Genomic DNA, 16,050 nt, shown 5'->3' with positions numbered 1-16,050 from the left:
TCCAGGGAACGCCAACGTCTCACTCCGCTGGAACACCCCTCATCCGTCTTGCCGCTTCGCCGCAATCCACCTTCTCCCACAAGGGGAGAAGGAAAGGCGCCGTGCTACGGCATCAGCTGATATTCATAAAGCTTCTGATAAAGCCCGCCCTGATTGAGCAGCGCACGATGTGGCCCGCTCTCCACCACCTTGCCACCCTCGAGCACAACGATCGTGTCGGCCTGGTGCACGGTCGACAGGCGGTGGGCGATGACGATCGTCGTGCGCCCTTCGGTCAGTTGCTGCAGTGCGTCGCGGAACAGCGCTTCGGATTCGGCGTCGAGCGCGCTGGTCGCCTCGTCGAGCAGCAGGATCTCGGCATTGCGCAGCATGGCGCGTGCGATCGAGATGCGTTGGCGCTGGCCGCCCGACAACAGGCCGCCATTCTCGCCGACATCGGTCTCATAGCCTTTCGCCTGCGCCATGATGAAGTCATGCGCGTTGGCGGCCTTGGCGGCGGCGATCACTTCGTCGTCGGTCGCGCCCTCTCGCCCGAGCCTGATGTTGTGCATGATCGTGCCGGCAAACAGGAACGTGTCCTGGCTGACATAGGCGATCTTTTCCCTGAGCGAGGCGAGCGTCGCATGCGAAATATCCTGGCCGTCGAGCAGGACCTTGCCGCTCTTCGGGTCGTACATGCGCATGATCAGGTTCAGGATCGTCGATTTGCCGCCGCCGGAGGGGCCGACCAGCGCCGTCATCTTGCCCGCTGAAAGGGTCAGGTCGAATCCGTCGAGCACAGGCGGACCGTTCTGATAGGCGAAGCTGACGGCGTCGAACCGGATCTCGCCTGGTCCGGCCCGAAGCGGCCGCGCGTTCGGTTTCTCGGCCAGGGTCAGCGGCTCGTCGGCGAGCTGGAACATCATGCGCACGCCGACAATGCCGCTTTCCAGCGAGATGCGCACGCGCGCAAGTCGCTTTGCCGGCTCATAGGCAAGCAGCAGCGCCGCGATGAAGGCCATGATGTTGCCAGGCATCTGGCCGCCCTGCAGGACCAGGAGACCGCTGACCATGACGGCGCCGGCGATCGCCAGTCCTGCCAGCGTCTCCATCACCGGGCTGGTGACCGCTTCCAGCGCGGCGATGTTGTTGGCCCGATCCTCGACGTCCGCCACCGCCTTGTACATGCGCTTGCGCATCAGGCTTTCGAGGTTGAAGGATTTGACGACGCGCACGCCGATCGCGGTTTCCTGCATCACCTGGATGATCTGGCCGACCGAGCGGAACTCCATGGCGGCGAACTTGCGCACACGCTTCAGGATGCGATTGACGCCGTAGATGGCCAGCGGACCGACGACGAAGCAGATCAGCGACAGCGCCGGTTGCTGCCAGATCATGACGCCAATCAAGGCGAGCAGGGTCACCAGATCGCGGACATAGGAAGTGACGATCAGGTCGAGCACGTTGCGTGCCGCCTGGGCATTGTTGGTCATGCGGGTGATCAGGTCCGATGACGAGGTCGAATGGTAAAATTCGATGCCTTGCGCCAGGATGCGATCGTAGATCTTGCGCTGCCGGTCGGCAATGATGGCATTGCCGACCCGGCTCATGAAGTAGGCCTGGACGAAATTGGCGAGGCCCTTGAGGATGAAAATCCCGGCGACCGCGCCGGCAATCATGTTGACACGGTCGATCCGCTTGTCGATCACGAACTCATTGGTGATTTCGCGCAGGATCCAGGCGCTGGCAGCCGTCATGCCGGCCACCACCAGCATCGACAGGATGGCCGCCCCGTATCCGAACTTATGCTGTCCGAAGGACTCTTTGACCAACCGCACGATAAGGCGCTGGTTCTCCGCCGAGCGTTCGTCGCGTTTCAGGAACGGCAAGTTCAAGTTCACACGAGACTTCCATGGTTTGCGACTGTGGCCTTGAGTCCGAAGCCGATCGCTGCGTGGACGAAAGGCGGCTTATAGAGGGAGTTGTCGCCGGAGGAAACCTTTCGCGGTCGCCGAAAGAAACGGCTGCGGCAAGCTGTCTTTTGCGCCACCATGGCTGGGTGATTCTGGAATAGGATGACGGCAGATGGATTTCGACCTTATCGTTCGTGGCGGCACGCTGCCGGATGGCAGGATTGCCGATATCGGCATCAGCGGCGAGACGATCGCGGCGATCGAGCCGAAACTGCAAGGTTCCGCCCGAACCGAGGTCGACGCAAGCGGCAATCTGGTTTCGCCGCCCTTCATCGATCCGCATTTTCATATGGATGCAACGCTGTCCTATGGCATTCCGCGCATCAATGCCTCGGGCACGCTGCTCGAAGGTATTGCATTGTGGGGTGAACTGAAGCCGCTTTTGACGCATGAGGCTGTGCGCGACCGCGCGCTCGCCTATTGCGACTGGGCGGTGTCGATGGGCCTGCTCGCCATCCGCACCCATGTCGATGTCTGCGATGACCGTTTGCTGGCCGTCGAGGCCTTGCTCGACGTCAAGAAAACGATCGCCCCTTACATCGACCTGCAACTCGTGGCGTTTCCGCAGGATGGCTTCTACCGCTCGCCGAAGGCGCGTGAAAACACCATCCGCGCGCTGGACATGGGCGTCGACATCGTCGGCGGCATACCGCATTTCGAGCGTACCATGGCCGACGGCACGCGCTCGGTGACCGAGCTTTGCGAGATCGCGGCAAAACGCGGCCTGATGGTCGACCTGCATTGCGACGAGACCGACGACCCGCTGTCGCGCCACATCGAGCAGCTGGCCTATGAAACGCAGCGCCTGGGCCTGCAGGGCAGGGTGGCCGGCTCGCACCTCACCTCGATGCATTCGATGGACAACTACTACGTCTCGAAGCTTCTGCCGCTGATCGCCGAGGCCGGCGTTTCCGCCATCCCCAACCCGCTGATCAACATCATGCTGCAAGGCCGTCACGACACCTTCCCGAAGCGCCGCGGGATGACCCGGGTCAAGGAGATGCAGGCGCTCGGCATCCGTGTCGGCTGGGGCCAGGATTGCGTGCTCGATCCCTGGTATTCGCTGGGCACCGCCGACATGCTCGATGTCGCCTTCATGGGCTTGCACGTCGCCCAGATGTCGAGCCCGGCCGACATGGCGCGCTGCTTCGACATGGTCACCAATGTCAACGCCGCCATCATGGGGTTGGATCATCTGGGCCTGGCCGTCGGCAAGCGCGCCAGCCTCGTCGTTCTCGACGCCGGCAATCCGATCGAGGCCCTGCGCCTGCGCGCCGAGCGCATTTGCGTCATCGCCAGGGGCAAGGTGGTGGCGGAACGGACAAGGCAGGATACCAGGCTTTCGATCACGGGCCGGCCGGCACTGGTTAACCGCAGGCACATATCCGGCTAGTTCCTCGGCGCAGAAGGTTTGACGAATCGCTTGCATTGACAGGCAGCAAGCCTTGGCGATTGGCTCAAACGCCGATCATTTCGTCATCCTGGGGCGGAGCAAGGAGCGAAGCGACGCAGCGCAGACCCCAGGATCCATGCCGCGACGTCAAAGCGCTGCGACGGTCCAGAATCCATTCCGCTGCATTCCTCGGCTAATGTCGCGCATGGATCCTCGGGTCTTCGCGACGCCGCTCCGCGGCTGCTCCGCCCGTGGATGACGAAGTTGGGAAGGCCTAGCCCCAGCCGATTCCCGGCACTGGCCTTGCCGATTTCCGGATTTCTCCTCGTCAAAGCGGCCGCTTCCGTTTACGACGCGGCCTTACGCGAGGGAGGAATCGGGATCGGCATGACGCAGCCCGTGGCGCAGAGTTCCACAATCAGGAACGTTCTTCTGGCCGGCATTCTGCTGATGCTGGCCGGCGATTTCATGTTTGCTTTGAACGATGCGATGGGCAAATGGCTGGTCGCAAGCTTCTCCGTCGGTCAGGTGGTGCTGATCCGCTCTATCGGGGCCTTCATCGTGCTCGGACCGATGATCGCCAACCAGGGCGCCGCAAAGCTTTTCCACTTGGAGCGGCCTATCCTCCAACTCCTGCGCGTGGTCGCGACCACGGCCGATACCGGGCTGTTCTACGCCGCGGTCGTCTATCTGCCGCTCGCCGACGTGATGAGCTTCTACATGGCCGGACCGATCTACGTCGCGGCGCTGTCGCACCTGCTGCTGGGCGAAAAGGTTGGCTGGCGGCGCTGGCTGGCGATCCTGGTCGGCTTCTGCGGCGTGCTGATCATCCTGAAGCCGTCCTCGGAGGCGTTCTCGCTATCCTCGGCCTTCGCCCTTGTCGGCAGCATCGCCTTTGCCTTCGCCATCATCCTCAACCGGCGTTTGCGCGGCACCAGCGATACCAACCTTGTGACATGGCAGACGATCGGCACGTTGCTGGTCGGCGGCGCGCTGACCATCGGCGCGTGGCGGACACCCTCGGCGCTCGATTTCGGCGCCATGCTCCTGCTTGGCATCGTCTCCTGTGCCGCTCATCTGATGATCACCAGGGCATTGAAGCTGGCGCCGGCCTCGACGCTGGCACCGCTGCACTACACGCTGCTGCTATGGGCCGTGGTGTTCGGACTGGTGTTCTTCGGTGACGTTCCCGGCCCACGCATCCTGATCGGCTCCGGCATCGTCGTCCTGGCCGGCATCTTCATTTTCCACCGCCAAAAGGTGGTCGACACCACCGTGCCGCCCGAAAACGTGCCGAAGGGCGTGAATTGACGCCTGCCGCCCAAAAGTGCGCAGCGTTTTGGAACGAGTGCGGGGCTAACCCCGGCGTATTGCCGCCAGATGCCGCGAAAATTCCGGCGTCTCCATCAACGCCTTGCAGCGCGCGAAGCGGCCGTCGGCATAGGCGCGGAAATCGTCGACGGGATTGTTGTTGGCAAGCTGGATCAGCCCCCACAGCGTCCATAGAAGATCGCACATCGCCTTGTAGATGACGATACGGCCGCGCTCCGCCGGCTTTGCTTCCCCGCCAAAATAGGCGCGCATCATCTCCTCATCCTGCGCAGCGTCGAACTTGCCTTCGACACTGAGGTCGCCGAGGTCCCAGAGCGGGTCGTTCATCCCCGAATATTCCCAGTCGACGATCCACATCCGCTCGCCCGTATCGAGGAAGTTTTCGCAGAGCGGATCGCAATGGCAGGCGACGAGCGGCAAGGGATGGCTGGCCAGTGCCGAGCGCACGCTCCCTGCCTCGCGAACCACGTCATGATAACCGGCGGGCAGGTCGACATCCTTGGTCGACAGGACCTTGAGATAGTCGTCGATCATCGCGAACAGTTCGAAGCGGAAGGGAAACACCGCACCGGACGCGTGCAGCTTGCGGAACGCTTCGCCGGCGCGGGCGGGGCTGCCCGGCCGTTCCCTGAATTTCTCCGGTGACATCGTTTCTGCACCGGCGATGAAGCGCGTCACCATCACACCGGTGCCGGCGTCGGCATGAAGCACTTCAGGGCTGACGCCGGCCTTTGCCGCCTCGCGCGCCGCCACCGCTTCGTTGGCGCGGTTGATGTATTCCTCGGTGCCCTTGCCCGGAATGCGCAGGCAGAAGTCGCCGGCCTTGAAGACGAGATTGGTGAGGCCGCCAAGCCGGTCCAGCGGTCCGGCATAGCCGGCCAGCGCCGGAATGGCGGCAAGTTTTGCCCGCGCCTCGTCTGTCACCATGCCTGCGCCCCCACGCGATTATTTCTCATTGCAACGGTTCCACAATTTTCGCCGTTTGGCTATCATCCGATCGTGGTGAGCGAGAGAGCGGCTGGCGGAACGACGATGGTGGACAGCAAACATCATGGCGCGCTCGGCGCCGCCTACGCGGCGAAGCGGCCAGAGGAAGTGGCCGCCCTCTATGACCGTTGGTCTCAGACCTATGACGCCGACATGTCAGCCGCCGGCTATCGCCATCCGACGATCTGCCTTGCCTTGCTCGCCCGCCATCTGCCGCGTGGCTCCGCACCGCTGCTCGACGCCGGCGCGGGCACCGGGCTCATCGGTGAATGGTTGAACATTGCTGGCTATCCCGAAGTCGAGGCGCTGGACATCTCGCAAGGCATGCTGGATCAGGCCGCTCGCAAGGGTGTCTATTCCGCGCTGCATTGCCTCGCGCTCGGCGGCAGGCTGCCCTTTGCCGACGATGCCTATGCCGGAATCGTTTCGGCCGGCGTCTTCACCTCGGGCCATGTCGGCGTCGAAGGGCTGGACGACCTGATCCGCATCTGCCGGCCCGGCGGGGTGATCGTGCTGACGGTCAAGAACACGCTGTGGGATCAGGGTTTTGCAGCGCGCATCGCCGAACTCGAGGCGCAAGGCATCATCACCCGCGCCGAGGAGACGCGCCCTTACGTCTCCATGCCAGGCGAGGCCGACACCGTGCCCAGCCGAGGCCTCGTCCTGCTGGTAAACTGAAGTAATTCCAGCAAGAAAGAAGTGTATCGCTGTGTCCCCTTGGGGATTGCGTCACCACAAAGGAGCGATTCGGCGTTTCGGTGAAACGATGAACCGTATCTAGGCCTTTACCCTCTCCGCTGTCGGATCGTACATCGGCTCGAGATGGATCTTGGCCGGCGTCCGCTCCATGGCGACCACCAGTTCATAATCGCCCGAGGCGAGGAAATCGTCGCTCACCCCGTCGCCATTGCGCACATAGCCATAGCCGATATTCCTGCCGATCGTGTAGCCATAGCCGCCGCTGGTCAGGTAACCGACCGGCTCGCCATCGCGCAGGATGGTCTCCCGGCCGAGCAGCACGATCTCCGGATTGTCGACCGTGAAGCCGGCAAAGCGCTTCTTCAAACGCATGCCATCGAGCTTCTCAAGCGCGCGCCGTCCGACGAAATCGGTGTTCTTGCGCAGCTTGACCGCCCAGCCGAGCCCGGCTTCCTGCGGCGTGTCGTTGGGCGTGATGTCGGAACCCCAGGCGCGATAGCCCTTTTCCAGGCGCAGCGATTCCAGCGCCCGGTAGCCGACCGGGCGGATGCGGTGCTTCTCGCCCGCCGCCGTCAATGCGTCGAAGACTTCACCAGTGGCCGCGATCGGCACATGCAATTCCCAGCCGAGTTCGCCGACATAGGTGACGCGCAGCGCCCGCACCGTGTGGCCGGCAATGGCGATCTCGCGCACATGGCCGAACGGGAATGCCGCGTTCGACACATCGGCCTCGGTCACTGCGGAAAGCACATCGCGGGCGCGCGGTCCCATCAGCGACAGGGTGCCGAATTCCTCGGTGACATCGGTCAGTCCGGCATCGAGGCCCTCGCCGACATGGTCGCGGATCCAGGAGGCGTCATGCGTGCGGAAACCGGTGCCGGTGACGATGTAGAATTTGTCTTCGGCCAGCCGCGCCACGGTCAGGTCGGCTTCGATGCCGCCGCGCGTGTTGAGAAGTTGTGTGTAGGTCAGCCGGCCGACCGGCTTGCTGACATCGTTGGCGCAGATCCAGTCCAGCGCCTTGGCCGCGTCGGGTCCGCTGAGCTCGTATTTGGCGAAGGACGACTGGTCGAAGATGCCGACATGCTCGCGGACATGCCGGTGTTCATCGCCGACCGCCGCGAACCAGTTCTGCCGGCCCATGGAATAGATGTCCTCCGGCTCGACATCCTCTGGGGCGAACCAGTTCGGCCGCTCCCAGCCGAGCTTGGAGCCGAACACAGCGCGCCGTTGCTTCAGCCTGTTGTAGAGCGGCGATATGATGCGCGGCCGGCCGCTGGCATATTCCTCGTGCGGGAAGCCGATCGTATAGTGCTTGCCATAGGCCTCCAGCGTGCGCTCGCACACCCATTGCCGGTCGCGGTGCAGCGCGGAAAAACGCCTGATGTCGACCACCCAAAGGTCGAACGGCGCCTCGCCGTCGACCACCCACTGCGCCAGCACCCAGCCGGCGCCGCCGCCCGAGGCGATGCCGAAGGCGTTGAAGCCGGCGCCGACGAACATGTTGGCGCATTCGGGCGCTGTGCCGAGAATGAAATTGCCGTCCGGCGTAAAGCTTTCCGGCCCGTTGATCATCTGCTTGACGCCGACGCTTTCCAGAGCCGGCACCCGCGCGATCGCCTGTGTCATGTGCTGTTCGAAATGGTCGTAATCGTCGTCGAACAGACGGAATTCCCAGTCGTTGGGCACATCGCCTGTCGTCCATGCCTGCGGGTTGGGCTCGTAGCCGCCCATCACCAGCCCGCCGACCTCCTCCTTGAAATAGGTGCGCCGGTCGGGGTCGCGCAGCGTCGGCGCGTCGGTCGCCAGTCCATCGATCTTCTCGGTGATGATGTATTGGTGCTTCACCGGCTGCAGCGGCACATTGATGCCGGCCATGGCGCCCACCTGCCGCGCCCATTGGCCGGCGCAGTTCACCACCTTGTCGCAGGCGATGTCGCCTTGATTGGTCTTGACGGCCGTGATGCGGCCGCCCTTCATCTCGAAGCCGGTGACGCGGACCTCCTCGAACAGCTTCGCGCCATGCATGCGCGCGCCCTTGGCCAGCGACTGCGTGATGTCGGAAGGGCTCGCCTGGCCGTCGGTCGGCAGCCAGGAGGCGCCGACGAGATCGTCGGTTTCCATCAGCGGCCACATCGCCTTGACCTCGGCCGGCGACAGAAGATGCATGTCCATGCCGAAGCTCTTCGCCGTCGTCGCCAGCCTTTTGTATTCGGTCCAACGGTCTGCATTGGTGGCGAGCCGCAGGCAGCCGGTCATCTTCCAGCCGGTGGCAAGACCGGTTTCAGCCTCCAGTCCCTTGTAGAGGTCGACCGAATATTTGAGCACCCGGGTGATCGATGCCGACGAGCGCAATTGCCCGACCAGGCCGGCGGCGTGCCAGGTCGAGCCCGAGGTCAGCTTGCCCTGTTCGAGCAGCACGACGTCGGCCTTGTGGTCGCGCGCGAGATGATAGGCCGTCGAGCAGCCGATGATACCGCCGCCGATGACGACGATGGCGGCCTGGCTGGGCAATGTCATGATTTCAGGATCCCGTATTTTGTCCGGTAGTTTTCAAGCGCCGCGTCGAGCCGCACCAGATTTTCCTCGGTGTAGGCGACATAGTCGATGCCTGGCGCGTCGAGATAGAGTTCCGACACCATGCTCCACATCGCCTCGCGCAACAGCGAGGCGCATTGCATGGCGGCGTGCGAGCGGCGGATCGCCTCGTCCGGTTCCTTCATGAAATAGGCGGTCAGGAAGGCGAAGGATTCCTCGTCGCTCATGCCCGCATTCGAAGCGACGCCGGCAAGATCGAACATCGCCGTGTTGAAGCCGGCATATTCGAAATCGATCAGCCAAAGCCTGCTGCCGTCGTCGAGAATATTAGCCGGCAAAAGATCGTTGTGGCCGAAGACGATCGGCAGCAATTTCTGCGCCCGCTCCAACTCGTCTGCCAGCGTCAGCAGCCGTGGCAAGTCACCGCGCTTGCGGCTGCCGCCTTCCTCAAGCGTGCGCGCGTAGTCGCGGATGACGTGGAAGACCCAGAACATGAAGCCGGCGCCGGAAATATGGTTGGGCATCTCCCGGTGGAAGCCGCGCATCAGGGCCGCGACGCGGCCGAGATTGGTGCGCACGTCCTCGGCAAGATAGGTCCTGGCGCCAAGGAAAGCCGTCACCATGATGCCCGGTTCGGCGTAATGGACCGCCGGTGCGAAACCGGCGGCGTGGGCCGCCCGCGCGGTCATCACCTCGCGTTCGCGGAAGACATGGTGGAACGGGTAATCCTGACCGAAGCGCACGACATGCCGTCCGGCACCGTCGCTGACCACATAATTGGCGTTGCTCAGGCCGCCGGGCAGCGGGGCGATCTCGACGGCGCCGGTCCAGCAAGGCAGGGCGCGGATGCGGTCTTCGGCAATCACGGGATCATCCCTGGTTTGCTGGGCTTCGACTAAAGCGCGTCGTGTTGAAACGGATCCATGCGACGCGCCTTAGGCCCTTGTTTTCATGCATGTCGTTCTCCCAAAACCGAGGTCACTTTCGGGCGACATGCATTAGGCGCCATGGACAGCGCAGCGACGGCGGGGAGAAGCGTAAATCTCGTCGGTGCGGGACGCCAGGATCGGTATCCCGCACCGCACCGACGAGCCCCTTGGCCAGGTTTTTGATCCCGGCATCCGCCCCCGCGGATCTGAAAATTCCTTGCGTCAGGCACGTTCAAGACTGCCTGGCCAGTGAGTTGCGGCTCTGCCATCGCCCTCCCGTTGCAGCTCCGAAACGCCTGTCGATGATTGGATTTCACGCCAAGGTTGCCCGATTGTCAACAAAAAGATGTGACTTTTTTTGGGTGTTTTGCCCGAAACTAGGGGTCAGTCCCTTTAAAAGCGCTTGAATTACCTTAAAAGCGGTCAAAAGCATAAGCCCGGGAAAACCCAATGGTCCATTCCAAACGCCACGGCGAGATCCTTCGGCTGCTGCAGGAAGAGGGAACCGTCACCATCGCCAGCCTGGCCAACCGGCTGGGTGTTTCGCTCGAAACCGTGCGCCGCGACGTCAAGCCGCTCACCGTTGATGGGTCGGTGCTGAAGATGCATGGTGCGATCGGCCTGCCGTCGATGATCGGCGAAGCGCCGTTCGAGCGACGCATGCGCGAGAATGCCGATGCCAAGCGCGTCATCGCCCGCATGGTGGCCGCCACCATCCGCGATGGCGAGTCCATCATGCTCGATACCGGCACCACGACCTCGTTCCTGGCGCGGGAACTACTCGGCCATCGGCGGCTGACGGTCGTCACCAATTCGTCTGACATCGCCCGCACGCTGGCCACGATCAACGGCAACAAGGTCTATATGGCCGGCGGCGAACTGCGCAGCGATTCAGGGGCCGCGTTCGGGATTTCGGCCATCGAGTTCGTCAGCCGCTTCTCCGTCAGCCATGCCATCATCTCCACCGGCGCCGTCGATGCGGTGACGGGTGTCATGGACTACGATCTGGAGGAGGCTGAATTCGCCCGCATGGTGCTGTCACGCGGCCAGCGCTCGCTCGTCGTCACCGACCATACGAAGTTCGGCCGCCAGGGCCTGGTCCAGGTCTGCGGCTTCGACGGCTTTTCCGAACTCGCCACCGACTGCGCGCCGCCGCACGATGTAGCCGCGGCGCTGGCGCAGGCGGGCGCGCGGCTCAGCATCGCCGGTGGCGAAGTCGCTTTTTAGCTGAACACCAGGGATTGGTGGGCGCACACGCCCGCGAAAGTCCCGCCCGATACGGCAAAGGCGATGTTGTGCATCGCGCGCGCTGCGTCGCCGGCAGCGTAGACGCCGGGGATCGTCGTCTGCTGCCGGTCATCGACCGTGATCACCGGGCCGAGAAAGCCGTCGGTGAAGCCGCACCCAAGTTGTTCGGCAAGCGGGCTTGCCATCATGTTGCGCGGTGCGGTGAACATCGCCATGACACCAACCTGTCGGCCGCTGTCGAGCTGGACGATCAGGCCGCCGGAGCCGTCCTCCCTGAGTTCGCTGACTGTCGCGGGTTCGAACCTGACACCCTTGGCCTCGATGGCCAGCATCTGCTCGGTGTCGGGCTCGATCTGGCCGTTGCCGAACAGCGTGACGTCGCCCCAGTCGGTAATCAACTGCGCCTGATGCATGGACATGGGGCCGGTTGCGAGCACGCCAAGTGGCCCGCCGGAAACCTCGTAGCCATGGCAATAGGGGCAGTGCAGCACGGTCTTGCCCCATTGCCCGGCAAGCCCGGGAACCTCCGGCAGGATGTCGCGCACGCCGGTGGCGAGAACCAGTCGCGCGGCGCCGAATGTCTCGCCGCCATCGGTGGTGATCTCGAAATCACTGCTGCTGTTGGCAACGGCATTGTTTGCACGCGCCTGAACAAACCTGGCTGTCGGATAGGCAAGCACTTGCCGCCTTGCATCATCGATTATGGCGCTGGGTGTGCGTCCATCCTGGCCGAAAAAGCCATGCGAATGCGCGGCAAAGCGGTTGCGCGGCTGGCCGGCGTCGATCACCAGGACGTTGCGCCGGGCCCGCACCGCCTGAATCGCGGCGGACAGGCCGGCAAAGCTGCCGCCGACGACGGCGAGATCATATTGCATGGCTCGAGACTCCAATGAGATCGTAACGGCGGCGGAAATCGGCGGTCAGGTCGGCCAGGGTGATGCGACTGAGCTTCTCCGCCAGCAGCTTCTCCGCCGCGACGCGAAAATCATCGAGCACGGCGATCACCGCTCGCTCGACGAGGCAGCCGGGGCTTTCCGGCTCGGTGCTGAACGGCAGCAGCGTCTCGCCAAGTGCTGCGCTGATCTCGGCCAGCGAGATGTCCTCGGGCGTGCGCCCGAGCAGCCAGCCGCCGCCATGCCCACGAGACGAGGTGACGATGCCGGCATCGCGCAAGCCGGCGATGGTGCGGCGCACCACCACCGGATTAGTGTGGATGAAGGTGGCAAGCTGCTCGGAGGTCAGCGCGTGCTCTGGCTTCTCGGCCATGTGGACGAGAATGTGCAGGGTTGAGGACAGTCGGCTGTTGCGTTTCATGTAACTTATTTAGTTACGATTTCGGCGATGTCAATCACGCCAACGCAATTTCTACCGTTCACGGTGGTGCTATGCCGGCAAGGCGCGAAAACTCATCCGGAAGCAGGCGCCGCACGGCTTGCCATCGAAAATCTCGATGTGCCCGCCATGCAGTTGCATGATTTCCTGCACCAGGTTGAGGCCGAGCCCGGCACCGTGATCTTGAGGGCGCAGCCGGTAGAACGGCTCGAAGATGCGTTCGCGCTCGGCTGGCGGCACACCGCCGCCTTCGTCCCGCACCTCGATGACGGCCGGAGCTGCAACGCTGACAGTGATCTTGCCCGCGCGGCCGCCATGCTCGATGGCGTTCAGGACGATGTTGGTCACCGCGCGTTCGATCGCGGTGCGGTCTCCGGTCGCGAAAACCGTATCTCTTGTCGGCTCGAACGACATTTCATACCCGGCAGAGAACGCCATCGGCGCGAGATCGACGATGACGCCGCGCGCGATGGCCACCAGATCGACTTTCTCGAAAGGCGAGGTCTGCCGGTCGAGCCGTTGCAGGTCGAGCAACTGGTCGGTCAGCGTCGAAAGCCGTGCTGCGTCCTGCAGCAGCCGGGCCCGCTCGGGTGTTGCCGGCAGCGAGGCCAGGCGTGTATTGAGGATGGCGACCGGCGTCCTGAGTTCATGGGCGGCATCGGTCAGGAAGCGCTTGTGGCGCTCATAGCCCTTGTCCAGGCGTGCAAGGGCGGCGTTCACCGCCTTGACAAGCGGCGCGACCTCCTTTGGCACATCCTTCAGCGGCAGTTGCACGCCGCGCTGGTCGATGTCGATGCGCTCGGCCTCGGCCGCCGCATGGCCAAGGCCCGACAGCGCGCCGCGCACCACCCAGGGCGTCGCGAACAGCGTGGCCAGCGCCATCAGGCCGGCCAACGGCAATATGCCTTGCAGGAAGAATTGCGGCGCCTGTCCGAGCAGGCGCAGCAGCGAAAGCCCGCCCTTGGTGCCGGTGAAGATCTGGACGTTGCCGGCGGCCGTTTCGGTCCAGCGGATCTTTGCATCCGGCGGCGCGCTCTCGCCGATGGATTTGTCGATACGCGCATCGCTGATGGTGTCCAGCAGGCCGGCGAAGGGCTGGAAGATGGCCGGCACCGTGCCTTCCTGCAGCCGCTGCCCCTGCTTGTCGCGGATGATGAACCACAGGCCGGGGACATCGGATCGCAGCTTCGTCAGATCCGAAGTCTCGCGCAGCACAAGCTTGCCGCCGGCGTCGCGTGCCACGGCATCCGCCAGCACGTCCATCGTGCCGTCCTCATAGTCGTGTGGGATGAGGCCGGTGGCGAGCAACGCGCCGAGAATACCGACGATGATCAGCGTCAGCATCGCGCATTGCAGCAAGGCGATGCGCAGCACCAGGCTCCATTTGAGCGAACGTGGGCGGTTGAGGCTCATCGATCGAGGCTCACGTCGTTTCGCGCAGGAGATAGCCGACGCCGCGAATGCCGTTGATCGTCACCCCGGCGTCGGCGAGCTTGCGGCGCAGGCGTGAAACATGAGTATCGAGCGCATTGGACTGGATCTCGTCGTCGAGACCGAACACTGCTTCCATCAGCGCCTCGCGCTGCACCATGCGGCCGGTGCGCCGCATCAGCGCTTCCAGAACCAGCAGCTCGCGCCGCGGCAGGCTGAGCGGCTCGCCATGGATCGCAGCCTCGCGATGTCCGACATTGAGCACCAAATGGCCGGCGCGGATGAATTGCGACTGCAACGGCGCCGGCCGCCTGAGCAATGCGCGCAAACGGGCCAGCAATTCCTCGAAGGCGAACGGCTTTGCCAGATAGTCGTCCGCGCCCATGTCCAGCCCGTCGACCTTGTCAGACGTGTCGCCCCTGGCCGTCAGCACCAGAACCGGCGTGGTGTTCGCCGCCGAGCGCAATCTCGGCACCAGCGACAGCCCGTCGCCGTCAGGCAACTGGCGGTCGAGCAGGATGGCGTCGTAGCTGTCGACGGCAACGAAGCCTTCCGCCTCGAGCAATGTGCCGGCGTGATCGACCACCATGTCGTGGCGCTTCAGCGCCGCACGCAGCGCCGAGACCATTTCGGGCTCGTCTTCGACCAGCAAGATACGCATCCACACTCCCCGGCAACGAGCACACCGTATCAGGCGCTACCGCGCCAACATTGCGTAGACATGGCAAAGCCGAATGGCCCGAGGCCGGCAAGTCCTTTCTTTGCGTCCGCGCTATTGCGCAATGTCTATGCAATCCAGCCACGGCAAACAGCGCCGGTCGGCACGAACCGCCATGCCGGCGTCAAGGCGTCGGGCCTGACGATGCAACAGGTTCGGGACCGACGCCGAAACGAAATCGAGCGGCCACGCCAAATTGGTTGGCGTGCTGTTGTCCGGGATTGAGGTTGCCTATGCCTGCACATGATGCCCTGTCTTTTCTCATGGCGTGGACCGTTGCGCCGTTCAGGGTCGGCTCCGTCACGCCGTCCAGTTCCAGCCTGGCGGCCTTGATGACGCGCGACATCGGCCCCGAAACCGGCCCGGTGCTGGAGCTCGGTCCTGGAACCGGCCCGTTCACACGCGCGCTGCTGTCACGCGGGGTGAGGGAAGAGGATCTGACGCTGATCGAATCCGATTCGGATTTCGCGGCACTTCTCATGCGCCGCTTTCCCGCCGCCCGGATTTTCGAGATGGATGCCGTCGGCCTGCGCCATCTGTCGCTATTCTCCGGGCCGGTGGTCGGCGCCGCCATCAGCGGGCTGCCCTTCCGCCTGATTTCACCGCGCAAGACGCTTGCCATTCTCGAAGGCGTTTTCGCGAACCTTCGTCCGGGCGGGGCGCTGTATCAGTTCACGCTCGGCTGGCGCTGCCCGTTCGACCAGTCGCTGCTCGATCGGCTCGATCTCGAGGTCACGCGGGTCGGCCATACCTTTCGCAATTTCCCGCCGGCAACGGTCTACCGCATCGCCAGGATCAAGACTGTCACGTCCTCCGACTGGCGCTTCGCATGACCGGCCCGCTGTCGGCCATTCTCGGCTTCGGCCTGTTCGGCGTCTTTTGCCTTGCCTTCACCGAGAAGATCCTGCCGGTTCCGCCCTCGCATGTGCTGCTGCTGTTCCTCGGCATGACGGCTGCACCGGATGGCTTCACACTGGCGATCCTGCTGGTGGTGACGACGCTTGCCTCCTTCCTTGGCTGCCTTGTCTGGTATGGGGTTGGCCGCCGGATCGGATTTGACCGTGCCGACAGGCTGATCGAACGTGTCGGCAGATATGTCTTCCTGCGCCCCACGACCTACCGCAGGCTCGGCCAGGCCTATCGCCGCAATCATGTCAGGGTGTCCTTGCTGGCGCAGTTCATCCCGACCGTGCGCAACTACATGCCGATCGCGGCGGGTGCCCTCAGTCTGCCTGCCTTGCCCTTTGCAATCGCGACACTGCTCGGCGCCGCCATCTGGAATGCGGGCTTTCTCCTGACCGGCTATCTCCTGCGCGGCAGCGGTCAGGACACCTTTACGGTGGGTTTGCGCATCATCGTCATCGTCGTGGCGCTGGAGATGGCCTTCATGCTGGCATTGCGTTATGGTCCTGCGTGCCGGCGGCGCATCATGTTGGTGTTCGGCTGAGCGCACGGCAACAGCCTCCAGCCATGGGATAAGCCCGCCGTTGG

Annotated in this window: 14 protein-coding genes; 6 read left to right on the top strand and 8 right to left on the bottom strand. The window is 63.8% G+C overall.

All coding sequences use genetic code 11. The features are described 5' to 3' along the window. Positions 1-104: 104 nt before the first annotated feature. Entirely contained in the window at positions 105-1,859 is a 1,755-nt protein-coding gene (locus tag FJ977_RS06910) for an ABC transporter ATP-binding protein (protein ID WP_140771326.1), read from the bottom strand. Between the two features lie 205 nt (positions 1,860-2,064). On the opposite strand from FJ977_RS06910, the gene FJ977_RS06905 reads away from it, so the two are divergent. Further along, positions 2,065-3,345, top strand: a complete 1,281-nt coding sequence (locus FJ977_RS06905; RefSeq protein ID WP_140769877.1) for an amidohydrolase family protein — start codon at positions 2,065-2,067, stop codon at positions 3,343-3,345. A gap of 387 nt (positions 3,346-3,732) precedes the next feature. Next, positions 3,733-4,656, top strand: a complete 924-nt coding sequence (locus FJ977_RS06895) for a DMT family transporter (RefSeq protein WP_140769873.1) — start codon at positions 3,733-3,735, stop codon at positions 4,654-4,656. 45 nt (positions 4,657-4,701) lie between these two features. On the opposite strand, the gene FJ977_RS06890 is transcribed toward FJ977_RS06895, so the two are convergent. Then, positions 4,702-5,604 (bottom strand): phosphotransferase family protein, encoded by a 903-nt coding sequence (locus FJ977_RS06890; protein ID WP_140769871.1) that lies wholly within the window; start codon positions 5,602-5,604, stop codon positions 4,702-4,704. 105 nt (positions 5,605-5,709) lie between these two features. Here FJ977_RS06890 and FJ977_RS06885 point away from each other — a divergent pair, with 105 nt between their 5' ends. Continuing rightward, positions 5,710-6,342 carry a class I SAM-dependent methyltransferase gene (locus FJ977_RS06885; protein ID WP_140769869.1) on the top strand — a complete coding sequence of 211 codons (633 nt, stop codon included), beginning with the start codon at positions 5,710-5,712 and terminating at the stop codon, positions 6,340-6,342. A 99-nt stretch (positions 6,343-6,441) separates the two neighbouring features. Here FJ977_RS06885 and FJ977_RS06880 read toward each other — a convergent pair whose 3' ends face one another. Together FJ977_RS06880 and FJ977_RS06875 are read right to left on the bottom strand one after the other, a co-directional pair. Further along, positions 6,442-8,883, bottom strand: coding sequence for an FAD-dependent oxidoreductase (locus tag FJ977_RS06880; protein ID WP_140769867.1), 2,442 nt, complete (start codon positions 8,881-8,883; stop codon positions 6,442-6,444). Then, entirely contained in the window at positions 8,880-9,767 is an 888-nt protein-coding gene (locus FJ977_RS06875) for a phosphotransferase family protein (protein WP_140769865.1), read from the bottom strand. The genes FJ977_RS06880 and FJ977_RS06875 overlap by 4 nt, the downstream gene beginning before the upstream one ends. A 513-nt stretch (positions 9,768-10,280) precedes the next feature. On the opposite strand from FJ977_RS06875, the gene FJ977_RS06865 reads away from it, so the two are divergent. After that, the gene (locus FJ977_RS06865) at positions 10,281-11,057 is read left to right on the top strand and encodes a DeoR/GlpR family DNA-binding transcription regulator (protein ID WP_140769861.1); all 777 of its coding nucleotides are present in this window, start codon (positions 10,281-10,283) and stop codon (positions 11,055-11,057) included. Here the strand turns inward: FJ977_RS06865 and FJ977_RS06860 are convergent. The 4 genes from FJ977_RS06860 to FJ977_RS06845 all read right to left on the bottom strand — a co-directional run bounded on the left by FJ977_RS06860 (position 11,054) and on the right by FJ977_RS06845 (position 14,502). Beyond that, the gene (locus tag FJ977_RS06860) at positions 11,054-11,953 is read right to left on the bottom strand and encodes an NAD(P)/FAD-dependent oxidoreductase (protein WP_140769859.1); all 900 of its coding nucleotides are present in this window, start codon (positions 11,951-11,953) and stop codon (positions 11,054-11,056) included. The genes FJ977_RS06865 and FJ977_RS06860 overlap by 4 nt on opposite strands. Further along, a complete protein-coding gene (locus tag FJ977_RS06855) occupies positions 11,943-12,392 on the bottom strand; it encodes an Rrf2 family transcriptional regulator (protein ID WP_140769858.1) in 450 nt (149 codons plus the stop codon). The genes FJ977_RS06860 and FJ977_RS06855 overlap by 11 nt, the downstream gene beginning before the upstream one ends. 69 nt (positions 12,393-12,461) lie before the next feature. After that, a complete protein-coding gene (locus tag FJ977_RS06850; RefSeq protein ID WP_140769857.1) occupies positions 12,462-13,823 on the bottom strand; it encodes a HAMP domain-containing sensor histidine kinase in 1,362 nt (453 codons plus the stop codon). Positions 13,824-13,833: 10 nt separating this feature from the next. Next, entirely contained in the window at positions 13,834-14,502 is a 669-nt protein-coding gene (locus tag FJ977_RS06845) for a response regulator transcription factor (RefSeq protein WP_140769855.1), read from the bottom strand. Positions 14,503-14,792: 290 nt separating this feature from the next. Between FJ977_RS06845 and FJ977_RS06840 the strand changes: the two genes are divergently transcribed. After that, on the top strand, positions 14,793-15,392 hold the full coding sequence (locus FJ977_RS06840; protein ID WP_140769853.1) for an rRNA adenine N-6-methyltransferase family protein: 600 nt from the start codon (positions 14,793-14,795) through the stop codon (positions 15,390-15,392). After that, the gene (locus tag FJ977_RS06835) at positions 15,389-16,006 is read left to right on the top strand and encodes a DedA family protein (protein WP_140769851.1); all 618 of its coding nucleotides are present in this window, start codon (positions 15,389-15,391) and stop codon (positions 16,004-16,006) included. Before FJ977_RS06840 ends, FJ977_RS06835 begins: the two co-directional genes overlap by 4 nt. The last annotated feature ends 44 nt before the right edge of the window (positions 16,007-16,050 follow it).

Origin of the sequence: Mesorhizobium sp. B2-1-3A, from assembly GCF_006442655.1 — a bacterium.
Lineage (GTDB): Bacteria > Pseudomonadota > Alphaproteobacteria > Rhizobiales > Rhizobiaceae > Mesorhizobium.
Note: the sequence above shows the minus strand (reverse complement) of the source record. Positions and strands in the feature narration are given on the sequence as shown.